The organism is Shewanella woodyi ATCC 51908 (genome assembly GCF_000019525.1).
Lineage (GTDB): Bacteria > Pseudomonadota > Gammaproteobacteria > Enterobacterales > Shewanellaceae > Shewanella > Shewanella woodyi.
Genome location: NC_010506.1, coordinates 3752675 through 3772061 on the forward strand (window position 1 = coordinate 3752675; position 19387 = coordinate 3772061).

General features: G+C 42.4%; 20 protein-coding genes. 3 read left to right on the plus strand and 17 right to left on the minus strand.

Annotated elements, in window-relative coordinates:
* Nucleotides 1-45: 45 nt before the first annotated feature.
* Complete coding sequence (locus SWOO_RS15785; protein ID WP_195742801.1) at nucleotides 46-774, minus strand: hypothetical protein; 729 nt, start codon at nucleotides 772-774, stop codon at nucleotides 46-48.
* 328 nt (nucleotides 775-1102) lie between these two features.
* On the opposite strand from SWOO_RS15785, the gene SWOO_RS15790 reads away from it, so the two are divergent.
* The gene (locus SWOO_RS15790; protein ID WP_012325670.1) at nucleotides 1103-2365 is read left to right on the plus strand and encodes a valine--pyruvate transaminase; all 1263 of its coding nucleotides are present in this window, start codon (nucleotides 1103-1105) and stop codon (nucleotides 2363-2365) included.
* A gap of 672 nt (nucleotides 2366-3037) precedes the next feature.
* Here the strand turns inward: SWOO_RS15790 and SWOO_RS15795 are convergent.
* Together SWOO_RS15795 and SWOO_RS15800 are read right to left on the minus strand one after the other, a co-directional pair.
* A complete protein-coding gene (locus SWOO_RS15795; RefSeq protein WP_012325671.1) occupies nucleotides 3038-4015 on the minus strand; it encodes a hypothetical protein in 978 nt (325 codons plus the stop codon).
* Nucleotides 4016-4711: 696 nt separating this feature from the next.
* Nucleotides 4712-5491, minus strand: a complete 780-nt coding sequence (locus SWOO_RS15800) for a TSUP family transporter (protein WP_012325672.1) — start codon at nucleotides 5489-5491, stop codon at nucleotides 4712-4714.
* Nucleotides 5492-5629: 138 nt separating this feature from the next.
* On the opposite strand from SWOO_RS15800, the gene gcvA reads away from it, so the two are divergent.
* The gene (gene gcvA / locus SWOO_RS15805) at nucleotides 5630-6520 is read left to right on the plus strand and encodes a transcriptional regulator GcvA (protein ID WP_012325673.1); all 891 of its coding nucleotides are present in this window, start codon (nucleotides 5630-5632) and stop codon (nucleotides 6518-6520) included.
* A gap of 80 nt (nucleotides 6521-6600) precedes the next feature.
* On the opposite strand, the gene SWOO_RS15810 is transcribed toward gcvA, so the two are convergent.
* The 6 genes from SWOO_RS15810 to SWOO_RS15835 form a co-directional block, all read right to left on the minus strand.
* Nucleotides 6601-8571, minus strand: coding sequence for an NERD domain-containing protein kinase family protein (locus tag SWOO_RS15810; protein ID WP_012325674.1), 1971 nt, complete (start codon nucleotides 8569-8571; stop codon nucleotides 6601-6603).
* A gap of 172 nt (nucleotides 8572-8743) precedes the next feature.
* Nucleotides 8744-9130 carry a ribonuclease E inhibitor RraB gene (locus tag SWOO_RS15815; protein ID WP_012325675.1) on the minus strand — a complete coding sequence of 129 codons (387 nt, stop codon included), beginning with the start codon at nucleotides 9128-9130 and terminating at the stop codon, nucleotides 8744-8746.
* A 25-nt stretch (nucleotides 9131-9155) separates the two neighbouring features.
* Nucleotides 9156-9389, minus strand: coding sequence for an RNA-binding S4 domain-containing protein (locus tag SWOO_RS15820; protein ID WP_012325676.1), 234 nt, complete (start codon nucleotides 9387-9389; stop codon nucleotides 9156-9158).
* Between the two features lie 74 nt (nucleotides 9390-9463).
* The gene (locus SWOO_RS15825; RefSeq protein ID WP_012325677.1) at nucleotides 9464-10000 is read right to left on the minus strand and encodes a GNAT family N-acetyltransferase; all 537 of its coding nucleotides are present in this window, start codon (nucleotides 9998-10000) and stop codon (nucleotides 9464-9466) included.
* Between the two features lie 22 nt (nucleotides 10001-10022).
* Entirely contained in the window at nucleotides 10023-10301 is a 279-nt protein-coding gene (locus SWOO_RS15830; RefSeq protein WP_012325678.1) for a peptidylprolyl isomerase, read from the minus strand.
* A gap of 146 nt (nucleotides 10302-10447) precedes the next feature.
* Nucleotides 10448-12298 carry a DUF885 domain-containing protein gene (locus tag SWOO_RS15835; RefSeq protein WP_012325679.1) on the minus strand — a complete coding sequence of 617 codons (1851 nt, stop codon included), beginning with the start codon at nucleotides 12296-12298 and terminating at the stop codon, nucleotides 10448-10450.
* Between the two features lie 123 nt (nucleotides 12299-12421).
* Between SWOO_RS15835 and SWOO_RS15840 the strand changes: the two genes are divergently transcribed.
* Nucleotides 12422-12931 carry a diguanylate cyclase domain-containing protein gene (locus tag SWOO_RS15840; RefSeq protein WP_012325680.1) on the plus strand — a complete coding sequence of 170 codons (510 nt, stop codon included), beginning with the start codon at nucleotides 12422-12424 and terminating at the stop codon, nucleotides 12929-12931.
* 46 nt (nucleotides 12932-12977) lie between these two features.
* Here the strand turns inward: SWOO_RS15840 and SWOO_RS15845 are convergent, their stop codons facing one another.
* The 8 genes from SWOO_RS15845 to SWOO_RS15880 form a co-directional block, all read right to left on the minus strand.
* Nucleotides 12978-14237: a tetratricopeptide repeat protein gene (locus SWOO_RS15845; protein ID WP_012325681.1), complete on the minus strand. Its 1260-nt coding sequence runs from the start codon at nucleotides 14235-14237 to the stop codon at nucleotides 12978-12980.
* A 2-nt stretch (nucleotides 14238-14239) separates the two neighbouring features.
* Nucleotides 14240-14860: an energy transducer TonB gene (locus SWOO_RS15850; RefSeq protein WP_012325682.1), complete on the minus strand. Its 621-nt coding sequence runs from the start codon at nucleotides 14858-14860 to the stop codon at nucleotides 14240-14242.
* Between the two features lies 1 nt (nucleotide 14861).
* Nucleotides 14862-15266 carry an ExbD/TolR family protein gene (locus SWOO_RS15855; RefSeq protein WP_012325683.1) on the minus strand — a complete coding sequence of 135 codons (405 nt, stop codon included), beginning with the start codon at nucleotides 15264-15266 and terminating at the stop codon, nucleotides 14862-14864.
* Between the two features lie 14 nt (nucleotides 15267-15280).
* A complete protein-coding gene (locus SWOO_RS15860) occupies nucleotides 15281-15808 on the minus strand; it encodes a MotA/TolQ/ExbB proton channel family protein (RefSeq protein ID WP_012325684.1) in 528 nt (175 codons plus the stop codon).
* Nucleotides 15808-17163, minus strand: a complete 1356-nt coding sequence (locus SWOO_RS15865; protein WP_012325685.1) for a MotA/TolQ/ExbB proton channel family protein — start codon at nucleotides 17161-17163, stop codon at nucleotides 15808-15810. Before SWOO_RS15865 ends, SWOO_RS15860 begins: the two co-directional genes overlap by 1 nt.
* Nucleotides 17163-17945: a DUF3450 domain-containing protein gene (locus SWOO_RS15870; RefSeq protein ID WP_012325686.1), complete on the minus strand. Its 783-nt coding sequence runs from the start codon at nucleotides 17943-17945 to the stop codon at nucleotides 17163-17165. Before SWOO_RS15870 ends, SWOO_RS15865 begins: the two co-directional genes overlap by 1 nt.
* An 875-nt stretch (nucleotides 17946-18820) precedes the next feature.
* Complete coding sequence (locus SWOO_RS15875) at nucleotides 18821-19072, minus strand: hypothetical protein (RefSeq protein ID WP_012325687.1); 252 nt, start codon at nucleotides 19070-19072, stop codon at nucleotides 18821-18823.
* A gap of 15 nt (nucleotides 19073-19087) precedes the next feature.
* Nucleotides 19088-19354: a hypothetical protein gene (locus tag SWOO_RS15880; RefSeq protein ID WP_012325688.1), complete on the minus strand. Its 267-nt coding sequence runs from the start codon at nucleotides 19352-19354 to the stop codon at nucleotides 19088-19090.
* Nucleotides 19355-19387: the final 33 nt, after the last annotated feature.

Consider the following 19387-nt stretch of genomic DNA (forward strand, 5'->3'; position numbering starts at 1 on the left):
ACTCACCCTTTTTCACAAGAACAAAGAACTGGGAAAATAACAGGTTTATTCAGGAAGCACAGGATCAAGCACACCACCAGCTTCAATATAATTTGTATCAGGATAGAGCTTTTGAAGATACTCAATGTAACCTCTATTATCCTCGCTTTTGATATTACCTAAAGATGAAATAAGTTTAGAAATATAGCGATCGCTGGCCTCTTTGTAACCAAGTTGCTTAGAATAGTTAGCAGCTAAATATAGATATTCTAAATGTTTAAACTCACTCATATCTCCTTGAAGAGCCAGCTCAATCCCTGCAAGCGCCTTTCTTCGATAGTCGTTTGCTTTATCATAATTTTCAAGGTGTTGATGCCATCGAGCAAAAACTCTTAGTAATCGATTCTTAAAGGCGGTATCTGTATCTCTTAAAGAATAGAGTGCTTCTAACAGAGCAAGTTTAGTGTGGATACTTGAATCCTTTGGCGGATTTTCGAGCAAATATTTTTTGATTTTAGCTAGCTCAGAGACTGTTAGGGCAGAAAAGTCTCCTATAAATGAGGTAAACCCTGACTTTTCACAAAACCATATGCCGTTATAATCAGTAAGAGGCCAAAATACTTGATCATATTTTGAGGGCCAATTATAAATATATCCTCCATAACTTAAAGGCTCATAAACAGAACACTTTTCCCCTTCTACTATAGGGTCATCAACCTCAGATTCCCCCCAAGTTGTCGCTTCTGTGGCAAAAGATAATACCATCAATAATATAAGTCTAATGGCTTGCATCATACACCTCCTGTGAATATAGCAACCTTTTAATTAGCGGCACATATAGCATTCCACTCTATTCACTTACTAGTTATCAAAAGTATCACTGCTAAATGTTTGCTGCAAATCAATACCAATTTAGGCGAAAAGTAGTGCCTAAAGTGTGTTTTATATTCATTTGAATCTCACCTCTATATTACACATATGTTCATTAATCCTGCTATTTGTTGACAAAACCTTGATGAGATCGAAATTAGTCACTAAAAAGTGAAAAAATGGGTGCGTTTATCACTGAGAATTGATACTACAGGCATTCACAAGTCATTATGGTTTTCAGGTATTTGGTGTTATGCAGTTTTCTAAGTTTGGTGAAAAGTTTAATCGTTACTCAGGTATTACCCGTTTAATGGATGATCTCAATAAGGGGCTGCGAACTCCGGGTGCCATTATGCTAGGCGGCGGTAACCCAGGTGCGATCCCTGAAATGCTGGATTACTTTCATCAAGCAACTGCTGATATGTTAGAAAATGGCGAGCTGGTATCAGCCTTAGGCAACTACGATGGCCCCCAAGGAAAGAATACATTTCTTACCGCACTCGCAGCACTTCTAAAAGAACAATATGGTTGGGATATTAGCGAGAAAAATATTAGCCTGACTAACGGCAGCCAAAGCGCTTTTTTCTACCTGTTTAATCTATTGGCGGGAAAACAACTTGATGGCAGCCATAAAAAGATCCTTCTGCCACTCGCCCCCGAATATATTGGTTACAGTGATGCCGGACTCGATGAAGACATTTTTATCTCCTACCGGCCTGAAATCGAACACTTAGATAACCGTATGTTCAAATATCACGTGGACTTTGAGCACCTTGAAGTTGATGATTCAGTGGCCGCTATCTGCGTCTCCAGACCAACAAACCCGACTGGCAACGTGCTGACCGACACAGAGATATTTAAACTCGATAAACTTGCTCAGGACAATGGCATTCCCCTAATTATCGATAACGCTTACGGTACTCCCTTCCCCAATATTATATTTGAGGAGGTGACGCCATTTTGGAATAAGAACACCATACTCTGCATGAGCTTGTCCAAACTTGGGTTACCTGGGGTTCGCTGCGGGATCGTGATTGCCAATGAAGAGATCACTCAAGCCCTGACCAATTTAAATGGGATCATTAGCCTCGCACCCGGTGGCTTTGGCCCCGCCATCGCCAAACATATGATTGACTCAGGCGATCTGTTGCGACTAAGTGAATCTGTCATTAAGCCTTTTTACCAAGACAGAGCCAAGTTTGCCGTCTCTTTATTACAAGAATCTATCACGGATAACCGTTTTAAAATCCACAAACCAGAAGGCGCTATCTTCCTCTGGTTATGGTTTGATGAGCTGCCAATCTCAACCATGGAACTCTATGAGCGATTAAAAGCGCGCGGTGTATTGATAGTTCCTGGTGATTATTTCTTCTTTGGCCAGAAGGAGCAGTCAGAGGAGAAGTGGGAGCATAGTCATCAATGCCTGCGCATGAACTATGTTCAAGATGAAGCCAAGATGCGAGATGGGATTGCGATTATCGCAGAAGAGGTGATAAAGGCTTACGCCAACGGTTGATTTACTTGTCAGATAACAAGTATCAAATATCTTTTGGATTGGTTCATTGGGCGGGTTTGGTGCTTGGTTGCATACTGAGTACCGAGGCTTCATTGCTATCTATAACCTGCGGTTCGCTGAATGTGTAAACACTTCTATGACACGCTGTAAATATATCCCTATACGCTCTGCTACATCATCCTTGATGTCGAAGGTCACAGCCGTATTCACACCTGATTGTTAACCTCTTCGATTTGAGACCTAGTGGTTAAACTCATTATTAGACAAAAGCTTGCTGACTTGCCTGATAGCAAGTTTCAAATATCTTTTGAATTGGTTCATTGGGCTGGCTTAGTGTTTGGTGGTTTGCTGAATACCATAGCAGTAAGGTTATTTATTGCTTGCAGCATGCCGATGTGTGAATACTTCTGCGGGACGCTATGAAGCCATCCTTGGCCGCTCTGCGGTTTCATCCTTGAAACCGAAGCCCACAGCCGCATTCACACGAGGTTGTTTACCTCTTCGAAGTGGACTCTTGTTGTAACTCATTTTTGGACAGAAATTGGTTAGATTTAAAGCTCAGGAAGTGCTAATTTCCATTAGGAAAAGTATGGTAAACCCATATTCGATAACGCCCGCATTTGCGGCTGGTTTGGAGCACAGCGGAAAAACCAGTCCGACAACATGCGCTTGTTATGTCTTGCTTACGCCAAGGCTAAGCTGGTAGCCTTTTTGGTACTCAAAATGCAAAGCATTGGTAATATTTTTTAGGTACAAAAATATACACGATGATTTATTAATTATACCTCTGTCAGCAGAAACTAAGGCATTACAATAAGATGCCATTCCAGCGTGCTGCCCATCTGACATTATATTCTTGATCTTGTCCCTTTTCGCAAGACCTTTGTCGGGGCTTATCCCTATCATATTGAGCACAATATATGCCCCAGATATTGCACCGTGCTGAGTATGCTGAACTCCTTCTATGCCCGGAATTGGCTCAAAGCCAAAGAACTGATTTTTCGTGACATTTGGTATTGAGGGTGAAATTAAATCCCAAACTTCATCAATTGCGAATTCGGACTTCTCGATAGCTTTCCGATTCTCACTTGTAACGCCTAATGCGCTTCTTGTTTTATCAACTGGCATCTTGTTCTTTAGGTGCTTTTCAATTGTAGCTTCCATTTCCTTCGACACTTTTGATACTTTCTCGATTAGATCTTCGCGCCTTTCATCAGGGATAATACTAGTTATTCGTTCTATTTCATTTCGCATTTGCTCTGGCGTTTCACTTAGCTCTTTAAAGTTGTCTGCGCCAAAAGAGCGTATGAGGTGTTCAACCATGTGATCTGCAGCCCCCTCATAACCACTAATAGCCTCTAAATGTTCCTCATATCTCAGATAAGGATCTATATAATCCCTTATTACAATATTACCTTCAGACTGAAAGTCTTGATTCAGAACATCACAAATCTCAACTGCTTTCAGCAATGTCATTCCTTCGAGTGCATCTTGGTTTCCATTCCGGTGGATTTCATCAAGATGAACATACGAATAAACCCACTTGAACCTTTCTGGTTCAAGAATAGAAATGTCTCCACAAGCTAAGTACCGGAATACATTCATATCTGCATAAATTATTGGCTTATCTGACACTAAATATGAGTTCATACAAGAATCTCGGTTAATTGAAGAGAAACATAACATTTGTATATACGGCTTGCGCGTTTTGCCAAGCCATGTTGAGAAATTATGCACAGTAAAAACTCTGAAAAGTTTATTAATAGCAAATTGTTAAATACTTACGCTTAAGATTGTATCCAATACACTCTCGGACAAAACTTAGTCGCACACTTTCATCTTACTGAATTTACATCTATTTTTATTCTCGCTCAACAACAAACCGTGAACTGAATACGCAAAATTTAGAGATTTACCACACAAAACCAATACTACTGTATAAAATACAAGCACTGGTTAACTAAAAGGTTGTCGCTAGCTAGACGGAACCCATACCTTTCCGACTGATGAGAAAAGTATTACAAAGAAGTCAGGGCTCCATAGGACAAATCACTGGAGGTAACAGATAAAGGGGTAAAACCAGTTGTGCCCTTCTACAAAGTAAAACCAAATCGAAGAAGTAAATTATCAGGTGTAGATGCGGCTGCGAGTTTTGGCAGCATGGAAGCTGCCGTAAAGCCCACAGGGATGTGCTAGTGGCGTCTCGTAGAAGTATCTGCACATAAGCCTGCGGCAAGCAATAAACAGTAATGAAGGTACGGCCTTCAAACACAACACTCCAATATCAAACCAGCCGAAAGCTAAACCAACAAATGTAATCAGCCTTCATTCGAAGGCGACTAAAAGCTATAGCCAAAACAACAAATCATACTGATTTGACAGTAACTTAACGCTCATGGCAACTGACATAGTGACCACTAGAGGTTTGATGATTTTTGTGCCTTTAGTCAGTACCATTTTAGAGCCTAGTGTCGCCCCAATAGCTTGGCCCACTAGCATGATACCGCCTAAAACCCAGAATACTTTTCCGCCTAGGGCAAAGAAGATAAGAGATGCAATATTGGTAGAGAAGTTAAGCACCTTAGCATGAGCTGTCGCTTTCGCCAGCCCATATCCAGCTAAAGAGACAAACGCGAGAGCAAAGAAACTGCCTGTTCCTGGTCCAAAAAAGCCATCATAGAGACCAACTCCAAGCGCGGCTGTTAAGGCAAACAAACCAGGACCAAATACTTGGTGCTTGTCATCTTCACTGATTTTTTTTGAAAACAGAAAGTAACCACCTATTGCCAACATAAGAAATGGCAATAGCACCTCTAAAAATGCAGTATCTATCTGCTGCACAGCGATAGTACCGATGGCAGAGCCGATAAAAGCACACAGTATCGCTAACTTCATGTCACTGAGTTTCACCATACCTTTGCGGATGAAATAGAGGCTAGCAAAAAAACTACCACCACAGGCCTGTAGTTTGTTGGTGGCCAAAGCCGCCGTAGGAGGCAGGCCCGCCCACATCAATGCTGGAATGGTTAACAGACCACCGCCACCGGCAATGGAGTCGATAAAACCTGCCAATACGGCAACTGCAAACAGGATTGCAACCAGCTCATAGGTGAGTTCAAAGCCCATAAAAGATATATCTCTAATAGAGTAATAAAAGTGAGCTCATTAGACTTGGTTTGCGCTGAAATCGCAAAGGAGTTATTCTCATTTTAAAGTGAGATTTTCTCACGCATGGAATATAAATAATCCAATTGGATACAGCAGATGCACACAGAATTTCCGCCACTGAATGCACTTCTAGCCTTTGAGTCAGCATCAAGGCATTTGAGTTTTTCGCACGCTGCCGATGAGCTCTTTGTCACCCATGGCGCCATAAGTAAGCAGATTAAGAGCTTGGAGAGTTACCTCGGTACTCCGCTTTTTCTTCGCCAACATAGAAAGTTAGCGCTCACTGATGATGCCAAACGATACCTGCCACAAATTCAGGCTGCTTTGCAGACCATTAAGACAGCAACAGATGAGATAAAATCACATCAGATGCAATCACAGACCTTAGCGATTAATGTACTACCTAGCCTTACCATCAACTGGTTGATCCCGCGTATGGAGGAGTTTAAACAGCGCTATCCTCATCTTTATGTTGATCTCTCTATCGGTGATTTTACGGTTAATTTTGAGCAGAGCCGCTGCGATATCGCCATCAGAAGTGCAACCCAAGCGCCAAAAGAGGTTAACTACCTTAAATTAATGGATGAAGATCTCTGTTTGGTTTGCGCACCATTACTGATGAAAGAGCTTCACAGCTTAGATGACATTAACAAGATGACGTTACTGAAGCACACAACCCGCCCTGAACTTTGGCCCTATTGGGCAGACAAGGTCGGTTTGACCTTAACCACTGAAAAGAAGTTTGGTATGGAGCACTTCTACATGCTTAGCCAAGCAGCAGTAAGCGGAATGGGACTTGCACTCATTCCACGCTTTTTTATTGAGAAAGAGCTTGCCGATGGTAGCCTAGTGATCCCCTTTGACGAAGGCTTTACTAGCCCATATACCTATTATGTGATCACCCCAAAATCACAGAATTTGCCTCTTAAAGCACAGGCTTTTATCGATTGGTTGTTGGAAATATTCGCTCCTTATCGCAGTGTCTAAAACCTATCAGTATAAGTTTGTCATCACAAAAAAGGAGGCTCAAATGGCCTCCTTCTATTGCACGTCTTCTGACAAGACGCCTAGACTAAGCTGTCGACCACATCGAAGTCTTCAAGATAATTTGCCCCAGGAACAGCATCAAACTCAAAGTTTAAGACCTTCATGCAAGTATCAAAGGTCTTTTCACCAAACCACGCTTTATCGAAAGAGTTCAATGCGTGGATAATACCCGCTTGTCCTCCATCCCCTTGCAGGTTTAGCGGCGTTAAGGTGGCGATAAAGCTGGCAACTAGCCCATAAAGATCTTTCTCTGCATCGCCCTCTGCCGCCCACAGTAGAGGGTCCGCATACTGACTTGCGTAATGGCTTGTGGCAATATCCAGCCCAATCCCAAAGTTAACCAATATCGCTTTTTCTTGATTACATATGATGTTTTTTGGACAGATGGCACCATGATAGATATCCATCTGATGCATATACTGTAAGGCCGACAGTAGTTGAGTAAACCACATCACAGGTTGACCTAACTCAATATTGGTTATCTCATCGAGTGACGCTCCATACTCCCACGCTCTGGCAATAAACAGCTCCTCACTTTGAGGAAGTTGCCCAAACGCCAGTACCTTTTCAACATGCGGATGGTGCAACTTAGAGAGGCTTCGGTATAGGCTGCTTAAGGTTGGCCATTTGGCCTCCACTTTACTGTAAACCGAAACACCACAATTAAATTGACCTTGAATGTGGGTCGCTCGCCAAAACTGACTCGTTTGAGTCGCGGCAATAAACTGCTCGAGTCGATAGTGGTGATCGATTATGGCGCCCACATTAATATTAAGCTTTTCAGGCAAGGTGTCGCACACCCCGTTATCAATAAGGGCAGAGAGATCACACCTTAAACCATCAACATCTAAGGTTTCTCCCTTAGCCGCTTGCTGATACCACTGGTAGATACGCGGCTGCTTTGTCTGCAAAGCTAGGTGTAGGAACCCCTCTGCATAGGCTTTTATATCTTCATTATCGGTAAGATTATCTTTAATATCGATAAACTCAACGTCTCCTAAATCCGAGACGAATAAGCAGTTACTTGTCCAACCGCCTACCGTGTAACCACGTCGATGGATCTGCTGCAATCCTGAAACAGAACGTCTTAAGATCTCAAGCAGTTGATAGGTGGTCAGGCTGTCGATTTCAAGCACATTAAGCGGCACGCCACGGGGCATTCGGATAGGAAGTACTAACTGCTCTCCATCTTGAACAAGCGGCGCACAATAGGGAACACCGCTGCAGCCAGTTAATGCTTGAAGCCGCTTAAACTCCTCTCTTAGCTGCTGCTCATGTGTTAATGATTGCTCTTGATCGGCAAATTGAGTCGGGATCAGTATTTTTAGCAGCCAAGGTGCGGTCCAATCGCCCGGGTTGTACTCCGCTTGCCACACCTCTAAACCGCTTTGAATAAACAAGCATTTGAGCTTTGTGAAGTCTTGTATCTTGTTGTTGCGCTGCTCAACCAGTGCGACCTGACCTATGGTTTGCAGCACAAGCTCTTTCTGCTCATCTGTTACCTGATGGCTTCGCGGGGCGGTAAGTCCCCACTCTTTGGTCAGTGCGGCAACGATCTGTTTAGGCGTGTAGATACTTAATGAGCCCTGCTGCTTCTCAAGCTCTATCTCTTCACCTTTTCGGCCAGTTACAAATACCATACCTTGACACCAAGGGGCATAAACGCCAATTGGAATAGTGTGCTTGACGTTTCCAGCAAGGACACGGGCGACATAGTTCGCTTTGGCTAAGCTATTATCGACTTCACGTCCATCGAGTGACCAAGCGTGTAGACCTGCATCTAAACGGCCAATGTAACCTTTAACATCGACGACATAAACACCCCACTCCCCTATTACCAGCGCATCAACCTCCATCGCTTGCCCAGACTTTGTTGGGATCTCCACATTGGTCAGTAAGATGTAATTTTCAGGAAGCTCATCAGCCAGAAGCGAAAACGCCCATCGCTCAGCATCATTGACCGGTGTACCAAAACTTATCTGCTTTGCCATTCTCTTCTCCATCTGTGGCAATTAATTTTTGCATCTAATAATGAATTACAGGCATAAAAAAAGCCACTAAAATAGCGGCTTAATACAAAATATCAGTCATTTAGGCACTTAGCTTTAAAACTCCAATAATACACCACACAGTGGCGAATAATTGAAATGCTCAGCAAAGTGATTAATGCTTACAGCTGTCGCTGCACTCATGATCATCATCGGCAAACTCATCGTCGCCCTCTTGATGCTGCATCACGCCCCAACCATCAGTTGCACCACCAAACTCTTCGGCAAAACCATTTAGCTGTAGCTCTTGATCGACAATCGCTTGATACTCAGGAACCATCTTAATGCAAACAATCAATTCCCACTTACCTAGCTCATCATTTAAATGAAGCTCCATCTCACCTTCAAGATCTGAACCTGCCAACTCCTCTGTGGCCGACTCCGCATCTCTTTGGTCTTCAAAGACAAGAAAGAAATCGACATCAAGCTGCTTAGACAGATCGATACCAGCTTCACTCATTGCGGCAAGCATTTTGCCGTTATCATCATCTGGAAATTGCATTATTTACTCCATCTAAATTCAAAAACTAAGGTGCTGCTACGATTTGAACTGACTCACCATTAAAGGCTACTACTTCACCAGCTCTGACCTTCTTACGCTTACGGGTCTCAACCTCACCGTCAACCGTCACCATGCCTTCACCGATAACGAACTTAGCTTCTCCGCCACCGCCAATCATAGATTGGACTTTTAATATCTTATAGAGCTCGATGTACTCTTCACCCGGCAATAGTGCCAAGGTTTCAATTTGTGCTGTCACACGTATTACCTTTAATCAAATTTCTGGGGGGAGTATAGCACTAGAGAGAAGGTTTATAGCACTACAGACAGGTTTTAAAGCGATCTTTCTTCGCTTAGTAAGCCATAGACCTTATCATCAATCCACTGCTCCTTAATTTTAAAGTTATGCCTGAGCACACCTTCTAATTTGAAGCCTGCTTTCTCAAGCACTCGCCCCGAAGCAAGGTTATCCGCAGCACAAGTACCAATAAACTTATGCACATCGAAACGTAAACACGCCCAGTCGATAACAGCTTGCAGGCTTTCGCTGGCATAACCTTTACCTTGGCCTTGCGTTGCCAACATGTAACCCACTTCGGCATGCCCTAATGTTAAGTTTGAGCAGTACAGGCCAGTAAAGCCGATAAAGCGATCAGCGCCTAGCTCCTCGATGCTCAGTGTTAACCACTCACCTGAGTCATAATGCCAAGGCGCTAATTTATGCTCGAACTTTTCAAGCAACACAGTTTCAGACTCAGGCACTGCGATGTATTGATTTATCAGAGGATCTTGATGAACCTTCAAAAAATCTTGCATATCATCACGCCTGAGTGTTCTTAACCTCAACCTGTCTGTATAGAGTTCGAGCATAATTGGTAACCTTAAAGCGTGATTAACCGCGACTTGTTACTTCAAGTAGGTGGTAACCAAACTGAGTTTTTACAGGTCCTTGAACTTCGTTCAATGGCGCACTGAATACAACTTCATCAAACTCTTTAACCATCATACCTGGGCCGAAAGAGCCAAGATCGCCACCTTGGGCACCTGATGGGCAAGATGAGTTCGCTTTAGCTACATCAGCAAAATCTGCACCGCCCATGATCTCTTGCTTAAGTGCTTCACATTTCTCTTCGCTGCTTACTAGCAGATGTCTTGCTGTAGCTTGTACCATATTAAACTCCTAACGTTAATTTTGCCCCGTATCGATGACAATCGGGGATTTATACCTAAAAAATAAACCCAGCCAGTATATTGATAAAAGCTGGGTTTAAAAAGCACTAAAAATGAAAGTCTGTGTAAGTTATTGCTTGAGTAACTCTATTTTTGCGTTTCGATCCAGTCATGAATTTTAGACTCCATCACCGCCATCGGGAGTGAGCCTGAAGTTAAAATTTGATCATGGAACCCTTTTAAATCAAATTTATCTCCTAGGGCTTTTTCAGCCTCCGCTCGCAAAGATAGTATTTTAAGCTGACCCACTTTATAGGATAAGGCTTGACCAGGAATAGCCATGTAGCGCTCAACTTCGGCCACGATATCTGACTCAGCCATCGGCGAGTTATCTTTCATATATTGGATAGCCTGCTCACGTGTCCAACCTTTAGAGTGCAAACCTGTATCTACAACCAAGCGCATCGCTCTAAGCATCTCATCTGATAACTTACCAAAATACTGATATGGGTCGCTAAATAACCCCATCTCAATACCTAGGTACTCAGCATACAGTGCCCAGCCCTCTTCAAATGCAGTGTAACCACCAAAACGTTGGAACTCAGGTACACCTGTTAACTCCTGCTTTATGGCTATTTGAAAGTGGTGTCCAGGTGCTGCTTCATGTAGCGAGAGCGTTGTCATCCCCCACTTTGGCTGAGCCTTAAGGTTATATGTGTTGATATAAAATACCCCAGGGCGAGAACCATCGACTGCTGGAGACTCATAGGATGCACCCGCTGCAGATTGCTCACGGAAGCTCTCGACAGGCTTAACCACGTAGTCGGCTTTTGGCATAACGTTGAAGTACTTAGGCAACTCTACGTTTATTTTATCTTTTATCTCCATATAACCGTCAATCAAGCCTTGGCGATCGGTAAAGAAGTATTGAGGCTCTGATGAGAGTGAAGCAAAAAATGCCGTTAAATCCCCCTCAAATTTAACCTGCTCACGTACTTTATCCATCTCTGATAGGATACGCTCAACTTCACTGAGCCCTATCTGATGTATCTCATCCACCGGCATGGTGGTGGTTGTATGCGAGTTCGCGAGATGCTGATACCAGACTTTGCCATTTGGCAGTCCCCACCAACCATCCGTTCCTCTGGCGACAGGAAGATATGTTGTAGCAAAGTACTCCTTCAATGATGTAAGGGCCGGTAAAAGCTCATCACGGATAAGAGCTGTATATTGCGCAGTTAACTCCTCTTTTTGCACTTGAGTAAAATTATCAGGAAGGTTATTGATGGGCGCATAGAAAAGACTGTCACTTGGATTATCCACAAGCTGAGCCTCAAGCTGAGGAATGATTCGCTCAACTAATACTCTCGGTAAAACAACTTTACTCTTAATTCCTTCATCCATACGGGCCTGAGCAAGCTTAGTCCAAGCGATAAAGCCTGAAAGGCGAGAAGCCCAATTCTGGTAATCCTTTACAGTGTTAAAGGGCTGAGCACTCTCGCCACTGCCAAGCTGAACCATGCTGATCACAGTGCTATAAAATTGATTCATCGGCATAAAACGATTCGGGAAGGTCTCATCGACCAAGGCGATATTTCTGTTATAAGCGAACATGTCATAACTAAGTTGTAGCTCAGCAGGGAGCTGACTACGATCAATATCTTCTATCTGTTTAAGGTAACGAGTATTGAGCTCATGACGCGCCTTTAAATACTCCTCTGTCAGATCCCCACCAAATTGATCGTTATAATCATTCACACCGACAAAGGTCGCGCTGATAGGTTCTAGTTTAAGATTATCTTTAAAGAATTGATCAACTAAAGCGAGGTAGGCTTGCTGAGCTTTTTGCTGAGCATCTTCAACGGATACTTTGTCTCCCCCTTGCAATTCAGGCTCGGTCACCGTAGAAACGGTACTGTCTGTTGTTTTCTCACTGTCGGAGCAGCCTGTTAAACCGACAACTAGACCTATTGAAATCGCAAGTAATGTTTTCTTCATCTACCTAATCTCTCTCTTATTCTGTGCAAATACGTGTTATTTTCTATACTTATTAGCAAAAGATACTAATTTAAGTCCGATTTACCCCCTAAAGCTCTGTAGTTATGGGAAAGGAGTCAACCAATGATCTATTCATTTCGAAACTCAGGTTTCAGAGATCCTGAAACCGGTGTCTATAACCAGACTTACTTTATGGAGGTCTTTAATCGAGAGTGGCATCGCCATATTCGAGAACACCAAAGTTTAGCCTTATTGTATCTGTGCCCGCACATACATGAAACCGTTAAGCAACCTCATTTACTTGAATTCTTTATGAAGGAGGTTCAGAAGGCTATTCTCAGAACCACAGATCTTGTTGCGAGGATGGATAATGACCATTTTGCATTAGGTCTATTTAACATTAATGAGGACGGTACTCAGATTGTACTGGAACGGATCGAAAAAAAGATAGAAACCTTTAATTTAGAATATGGGAAGCAACATACTAGCCATGTTGATTTTGAGCTTGCAGCTTGCGTCTGTTTGCCTGAGCGAGATCTCAATATCGAACTACTTTTCCAAGATGTAGAGAAGCTCAGTCATGAGTTAGAGTTGGAACAAAGCAAACATACAGCACTTAGGTTACTACAGTAAATAAAAAAGCCCCTTACGGGGCTTTTTAGACTTTATCTACAAATACCTATAATTGTACTTTGTAAATACGAGCCTTCTCTTCGATATAGGCTAAGTAACTCTTAGCTGTGCGAGCGGTTTTCTTATCTTTAGCCGCAAGCTTACAACGCTGATAAGCTGCCTTGTACTGCTTAGTACCAAGATATGCGAGTGCTAGTTCAAATTGAACTTCACCAGCATTAACACCACCGGCATCAAGTGCCTTTTTAAGCACTGGAATCGCTGACTTATACTTCTCTTCAAGAGTTAGTAAACGCGCTTGCTTTAAGTAAAACTTCCCGCTGTTATTAACAGCAGCTGCTTTACCATAGTAATAAGCGCCCTCTTTTAACTCTTTAGCATTGTGATAAAAACCAGCAAGGATTGAAAGTGTCTTCTCATCCTCTTTGATCAATCCAGACTTTAAGTGTTTCTCAAATATCTGAGCAGCTCGGTATGAAGAACCTTTTTGTGCAAGAAGCTGAGTCAAACGAGTGATGTTACCCGCCGTCTCCAAAAAGCCATTCATATAAGCCAGATCATAGGTCGCAAGTGATTTGGTGTAGTCCTCAGTCATCAAATAAAACTGAGCTAGCTGAACCCAAAGACGTTTATCGTCTTGGAAAAGCGGCACCATAGTCTCAAGCACTTTCACTGCAGCAGGGTAGTTTTTCTGGTTAAAGTAAGCCGTTAGCTTCATCTGATAGAGACCTTTATCAGGTTTATCAGAGATAGAAAGTCCCTTATCGGCGACCTCTAGTACTTTTTTCCAGTTCTTCTGCTCAGAGTAAGCAATACCGATACGGCGGTAGACTTGAGCATCCTGTTTACAGGTAAACTCCATCCACTTGTAGTATTGAGGAATAGACTCTTTAAACTTCTTCTCCTGGATCAGAAGATCAGCATAGAGCCTAACCGTCGCAGCATGATCAACACCACCTAAGATATCAGCTTCAACCGCTTTTTTAAGATACTTAATTGCTGTTCCCATTTGAGATTTTTCAGCATAAAAGTTACCCAACATACGGTCGATATAGGCCTTATCAAAGTCATTCTTAGCATTAACTTCAAGCAAAATGGCGATAGCTTCATCGACATTCCCCTCTTGGTAAGCAGCAAATGACTTCCCAACCTTTTTAGCTGCACTTTGACCTACCGCTTTTGACTTTCTAAGGTCAATAGGACATTTTTCCGCAGCGCTTACTGAAGGCACTATTGATAAACTACCACCAACAGAGAGTAATAAAGCTGCCGCAATGCTTGTCGTTTTTAAACTGACTTTAGCCATCTTTATTTGCCTCCCTTATCTAAGGTGAAATCTAGCTGAACAGTCATGCCTGGTTGTTTAAGTGCTTTGCCATCAACAATCTTAGGCTTGTACTTCCACTTTTTCAGTGCACGTCTAGCTTCTTTATTAAAGAGACGTTTAGGTTCAGCCTTGATGATTTTGACATCTTCAACACCACCAAGTTCATTAATAGTAAAGCTAAGTTGTACCCAACCCTCTTTACCATCACGTGCAGCAGCTATCGGATACTGTGGTTCAATACGAACAATAGGAGTTGCATCTCCATCGCGCGTCATCATGTTCCCAAGCTTAAATCCAGTATTTGCACTACCTGCGGCAACTCCACCCATGTTAAATGACATATTAGTATCTATGTCAGATGAACTATCTGGTGGCGGAGTATCCGGCAGAGGTGGCTGTTCTGGCGGCGTTGGTGGCTTAGGTTTTACCCTAGGCTTATCCTGAACTTTCGTATCCTGCTTATCCATACTGATCTCGATAATAGGAGAATCAGTTTTGGTGTCGGCGCGTTTAGCGCCGCCACCGACCAAGAAGGCCATGAAAACAAACAGGGCGAAAGTAACAGCAGCACCTAAAATGAGTGATACTATTCCTCTCAGCATATTAATCCTTCCCCGCTGAAACCGAGATCTTATCTATTCCCGCTTTCTTAACGCTATCCATGACTTTAACGACAAGACCGTGTTCTGCTTCTTGGTCTGCTTCAATCAAAACAGCCGCTTCAGGTGCTTCAGCCAGCATACGCTCGACGTTTGCTGTTACTCGCTCGATGTCAACCTGACGGTTTTCCATCTTAATAACACCTGTTTTACTTACACCAATAAAGATGTTGGCTGATTTTTGTTGTGTCGCAGTTGATGCTTCTGGTTTCTTATAATCAAGTCCAGACGGCTTAATAAACGACGTTGTTACAATAAAGAAGATAAGCATGATAAACACGATGTCGAGCATCGGGGTCATATCTACTTGTGCTTCATCATCTACACTTGCATGCTTTTTACGTGCCATGTTCAATACTCTCTCTAGTGGTGTGGCAAGCTATCTTTTAGCTTTTCTAAACTGATTTTCATTTTTGCGTCAAGGCGAGTACTAAAGAATACTCCAGATAACGCTGCAACCATTCCTGCCATAGTTGGCATGGTCGCCATTGAAATACCAGCTGCCATCATACGAGCGTTACTCGTACCATGAACTGCCATCACATCGAATACCTGTATCATACCGGTTACGGTACCTAGTAGGCCTATCATAGGACAAGCGGCTACTAACGTTTTGATAATCAGCATACGAGCATTCATATCTTGTTTCGCTTGGGATACCCAAGCTTCACGGATGCGGTGTGCGTACCAAGAGGTTGAATCCTCTCTATCATTCCAAGCGGTGATAATGCTTTTATGTGCTTTTGGCGCTATTAGATTTAGATACCAAAAACGTTCAAGCATCAACACCCACATTAGAAATAACACTGCCGCTACCAACCAGAGGACGTCGCCCCCCGTGGCCATGAAGCCCCTGACGGAATCCCAGATGTCCATCAGGTATAGCATCATTATGCGTTCCTCTTCTCAGCGTGAGCAGCAACAATACCAGCACTCTGCTCTTCAAGAACCTGAACAACTGACTTGCTACGAGCAATAACAATCGCATGCATAAGCATCAATGGAAGCGCTGCAACTAGACCTTGAACAGTCGTCATCAGTGCCATAGAGATACCACCAGCCATTAGACGTGGATCACCTGTACCGAATAACTGAATCGTTTGGAAGGTTGCAATCATACCCGTTACTGTACCAAGTAGACCCATCATAGGTGCGATAGCTGCAAGAACCTTGATGATAGAGATACGAGTTTCAAGTGCAGGCGTCTCTTTAAGAATAGCTTCATCAAGTTTCAACTCTAATGTCTCAACATCAACATCTTTGTTTTCTTGATAAGTCTTAAGAATACGTCCAAGTGGGTTATTACCTGGCTCTTCAAGATTCTTACGCTGAGACTTAACTTTAGCACCTACAAGATAAAGCGTAATTAGACGCTCGATAAAGATTAGAGCACCGAGAATAAGTAGACCGATAATGATGTAACCAATTGGTCCACCTGCTTCGATACGCTCTTCAATCGTTGCCTTCTGAGTGAATACACTTAATAAAACACCACGTGCAGGGTCAACAAAAAGCTTTTCATAACCAGAAGTGGTAGAAGTGAAGTTCTTAACACTAGATACTTGCTCGCCACCAGGTTGCTGTGAAAGCTCCTGAATTAGACCAAGATCTGCGTTATACACAACATACTTACCATCAGCAAGTAGGTTATAAGCACCAACACGTGTCACAGTAGTGTTATGAACACCACCATCAAGACCGGTAACTGAACCATCAAAAGTAACGACTTTTCCAGATTCAGCCATCTCGAAAAGTTGGTCTTCCCAGAACTTTTCAAGCTCTTCGATTTTTGGAAGCTCCTTACGAGCACCAAGTTCAGCGATAAACTTATCACGACCAGGGTATTGAGCAGTCACGTTAGATGAAGCTAGCTTACCAGCAAAATCACCAGCCTCGCCTTTAACAACACCAAACATCTCACCCAAATCACCTTGAGCAATTTTACGATCTTCTTCTAACTGAGCAATTTTACGCTCGTTATCAGCAAAAGCCTGAGTCAGATCTTTACCGCGCTGTTCTTCAGCAGCAAGAGCGGCTTTTTCACGCTTAAGTAACGCAGCTTTATCACCACGCTCAGCACGAAACTCAGCTTCACGATTTTTATTTGTCTTAGCTGCAGTAGCACGTTCAGATTGAACCTGTTTAAGAAGCTGATCAATGCTTTTAGGAGCATCGGCAGCACTTACCATACCGGCAGTTAGAGATAGAGTTGCAGCAACGATAGCTGTAGAGATAAACTTTTTCATTATTGTGCAGCCTCCGCAGCAGGAATTGGTAACGCGAACATATCTGGAGCGCCTTGGCCACGAGCCTGTTTAATCGCTTTATTCAGGTTACGTAGGTAGCCATCAGATAGTTGATCCCAACCTTTAGAGTCAGCGTTGTACATCCAAGCTTGTTTTTGATCTTGGCTTTGAGCGTAAAGCGCTACACGTCCGAAGTTAAGGAAATCAACTAAGATCTCTTTACCATCAAGCGCAAGCTGACCAGTTTGTGCATTCAACTTTGAACCGTACTCACGCTCGATATTGTATGCATCAAGAATCAAACGGTATTTCTCAGCCAATGTAACTTCAGCTGTATTGAGTGTACTTCTTAAGCGTTCAACTCGAGCATTTCGAGCTTCAAGGTTAAATGGAAGATCTAGGGCAATAAACTGCTCCAGTGCATCAACCATTTTAAACATAAGAGGAACAACGCCTTGACGTAGTTTGTCAACGCCGTTGATGTCGTCTTGGATTAGTTTCATCGTTGCTTCTTGGTCTGCAACTAGGCCTGCAACGTAATCGTTGTATGACTTTGTTGATTCACGAGTATCTGCAACTTGAGCATATTCAAACGCCATGTCTTGCGCTTGATCGTAATACTTATCGACTTTCTTCTGAGATGTTGCTGCTTCAGCATGGATCTTGCTGTCAGCTTTTTGAACGTTCGAAAGGGGATCGGCAATCACTAAGTTACTGCCGGCTAAGGCTAACGCGCCTACGAGCGCTGTAGCGATTTTTGTTTTATTGCTTACCTTGGACATAGTTCCCAACCAATTTGAAGTAAAATTAAAAAGCTTAACTTATTAATAACATAGGTTTCTGCTTATATTTGCAAGAATCCCCAGCTCCTAAGTACGTCTTTCTCTTGTGATTGTTAATTATTATCTTATTTTTCTACGCCGACTAAGGCGTAGCACCGATGGCATCATTTCACAAAATGTTGACCTGTGTCAACATTTGGAAAGCGCTAAAACTAGTAGAAAACAAGCTTAAAGGATAGAAAAGAAGCAAAAGGGAGTTTTTTAGATAAGTAAGTAAATAAAAAAACAACAAACCTGACGAGCAAAGATTTTCCGGCTGCATTCAACAACTTGAAAAATTTGATTTTTTTAGTTAATAAACCAAAAAGCAAAGCTTAACATTTATGCAACAACATGGTAGTACCAGTATATTTATTAGTACGTTATCTGGCATATGACTTAACAACGAGATAGCGAGAAAAATACAAGTATTAAACTCAACACTTCAAATAAAGGTTAGCAATCACTCTAGGTTATTATGATGTCCTGAGGCTACAACACCTCATTTTCCCAATAAACCCACTTTCCATTCTCTGATTTCAAAAATATTAATCTGTATTCTTTGAACATTTTAAGGAGCTATAAGAACTTAGTTTACTGCCAAGCACAAAAACAATAAACCAAAATAATCAAACCCTTAGAAAGATAAAGGGGGGGGGTTAAAAGAAATCTATGAGGAATTAAAAATAGAGAAAACATATTAATGAAAATACTCAGCTCTCTTGCATAAAAAAACTACTATCTCTGAGCAAATAAACATTAAGTAAAAAAAGCTTAAAATGATTAGGAGAATATAAAAACACCACTTCTTTTCATACTCTCCTTAATATAGTAACTTAATGACCTAAAGTCATACCTGTTTTTTGCAGTTTATTCAATGAGCGTTCGGCATCAGTTTCATCCTTGGCTCTTTGCTGGGCTGTTCGGCAAACCTTAGTCTTCTTATTAGAACCTGTTCTTGCCATCATCTGACAACGAATTCCAGTGTCAACCAGCTCTCCTCCGTCTGAACTCTGACTTTTGAACATATCCTGTGAAGACTCACAGCCGCATAATACAAAGAAAAAGATAAACAATAAGTATTTCATTCCTCTACCCCCGATTTACTTAGGCAAACCACCTTCTTTTGGAATTGTATAGCCTGTTCTTTGCTTTCTATTAAGCGAAGAATAAGCTTCCTGCTCATCTTTCTTAATCTGCTCTACTGTTCTACAAACTTTAGTCTTTCTGTTACTACCAGTCCTTGCCATCATCTCGCACCTGATCCCAGCATCGACTAATTGACCTTCAGCACCTTGTGACTTAAACATCTCTTGTGATGATTCGCAGCCAGCTAGAACAAAAAAAGCTAACACTAAACAATACCTCATACCTATCTCCTTGGTTAAAAGTAAAAAGGGCGC

Excerpts from the sequence above, each read along its gene's own strand:
- SWOO_RS15785 (WP_195742801.1), bottom strand. The coding sequence starts at position 774 with ATGATGCAAGCCATTAGACTTATATTATTGATGGTATTATCTTTTGCC.
- SWOO_RS15790 (WP_012325670.1), top strand. The coding sequence starts at position 1,103 with ATGCAGTTTTCTAAGTTTGGTGAAAAGTTTAATCGTTACTCAGGTATT.
- SWOO_RS15795 (WP_012325671.1), bottom strand. The coding sequence starts at position 4,015 with ATGAACTCATATTTAGTGTCAGATAAGCCAATAATTTATGCAGATATG.
- SWOO_RS15800 (WP_012325672.1), bottom strand. The coding sequence starts at position 5,491 with ATGGGCTTTGAACTCACCTATGAGCTGGTTGCAATCCTGTTTGCAGTT.
- gcvA (WP_012325673.1), top strand. The coding sequence starts at position 5,630 with ATGCACACAGAATTTCCGCCACTGAATGCACTTCTAGCCTTTGAGTCA.
- SWOO_RS15810 (WP_012325674.1), bottom strand. The coding sequence starts at position 8,571 with ATGGCAAAGCAGATAAGTTTTGGTACACCGGTCAATGATGCTGAGCGA.
- SWOO_RS15815 (WP_012325675.1), bottom strand. The coding sequence starts at position 9,130 with ATGCAATTTCCAGATGATGATAACGGCAAAATGCTTGCCGCAATGAGT.
- SWOO_RS15825 (WP_012325677.1), bottom strand. The coding sequence starts at position 10,000 with ATGCTCGAACTCTATACAGACAGGTTGAGGTTAAGAACACTCAGGCGT.
- SWOO_RS15830 (WP_012325678.1), bottom strand. The coding sequence starts at position 10,301 with ATGGTACAAGCTACAGCAAGACATCTGCTAGTAAGCAGCGAAGAGAAA.
- SWOO_RS15835 (WP_012325679.1), bottom strand. The coding sequence starts at position 12,298 with ATGAAGAAAACATTACTTGCGATTTCAATAGGTCTAGTTGTCGGTTTA.
- SWOO_RS15840 (WP_012325680.1), top strand. The coding sequence starts at position 12,422 with ATGATCTATTCATTTCGAAACTCAGGTTTCAGAGATCCTGAAACCGGT.
- SWOO_RS15845 (WP_012325681.1), bottom strand. The coding sequence starts at position 14,237 with ATGGCTAAAGTCAGTTTAAAAACGACAAGCATTGCGGCAGCTTTATTA.
- SWOO_RS15850 (WP_012325682.1), bottom strand. The coding sequence starts at position 14,860 with ATGCTGAGAGGAATAGTATCACTCATTTTAGGTGCTGCTGTTACTTTC.
- SWOO_RS15855 (WP_012325683.1), bottom strand. The coding sequence starts at position 15,266 with ATGGCACGTAAAAAGCATGCAAGTGTAGATGATGAAGCACAAGTAGAT.
- SWOO_RS15860 (WP_012325684.1), bottom strand. The coding sequence starts at position 15,808 with ATGATGCTATACCTGATGGACATCTGGGATTCCGTCAGGGGCTTCATG.
- SWOO_RS15865 (WP_012325685.1), bottom strand. The coding sequence starts at position 17,163 with ATGAAAAAGTTTATCTCTACAGCTATCGTTGCTGCAACTCTATCTCTA.
- SWOO_RS15870 (WP_012325686.1), bottom strand. The coding sequence starts at position 17,945 with ATGTCCAAGGTAAGCAATAAAACAAAAATCGCTACAGCGCTCGTAGGC.
- SWOO_RS15875 (WP_012325687.1), bottom strand. The coding sequence starts at position 19,072 with ATGAAATACTTATTGTTTATCTTTTTCTTTGTATTATGCGGCTGTGAG.
- SWOO_RS15880 (WP_012325688.1), bottom strand. The coding sequence starts at position 19,354 with ATGAGGTATTGTTTAGTGTTAGCTTTTTTTGTTCTAGCTGGCTGCGAA.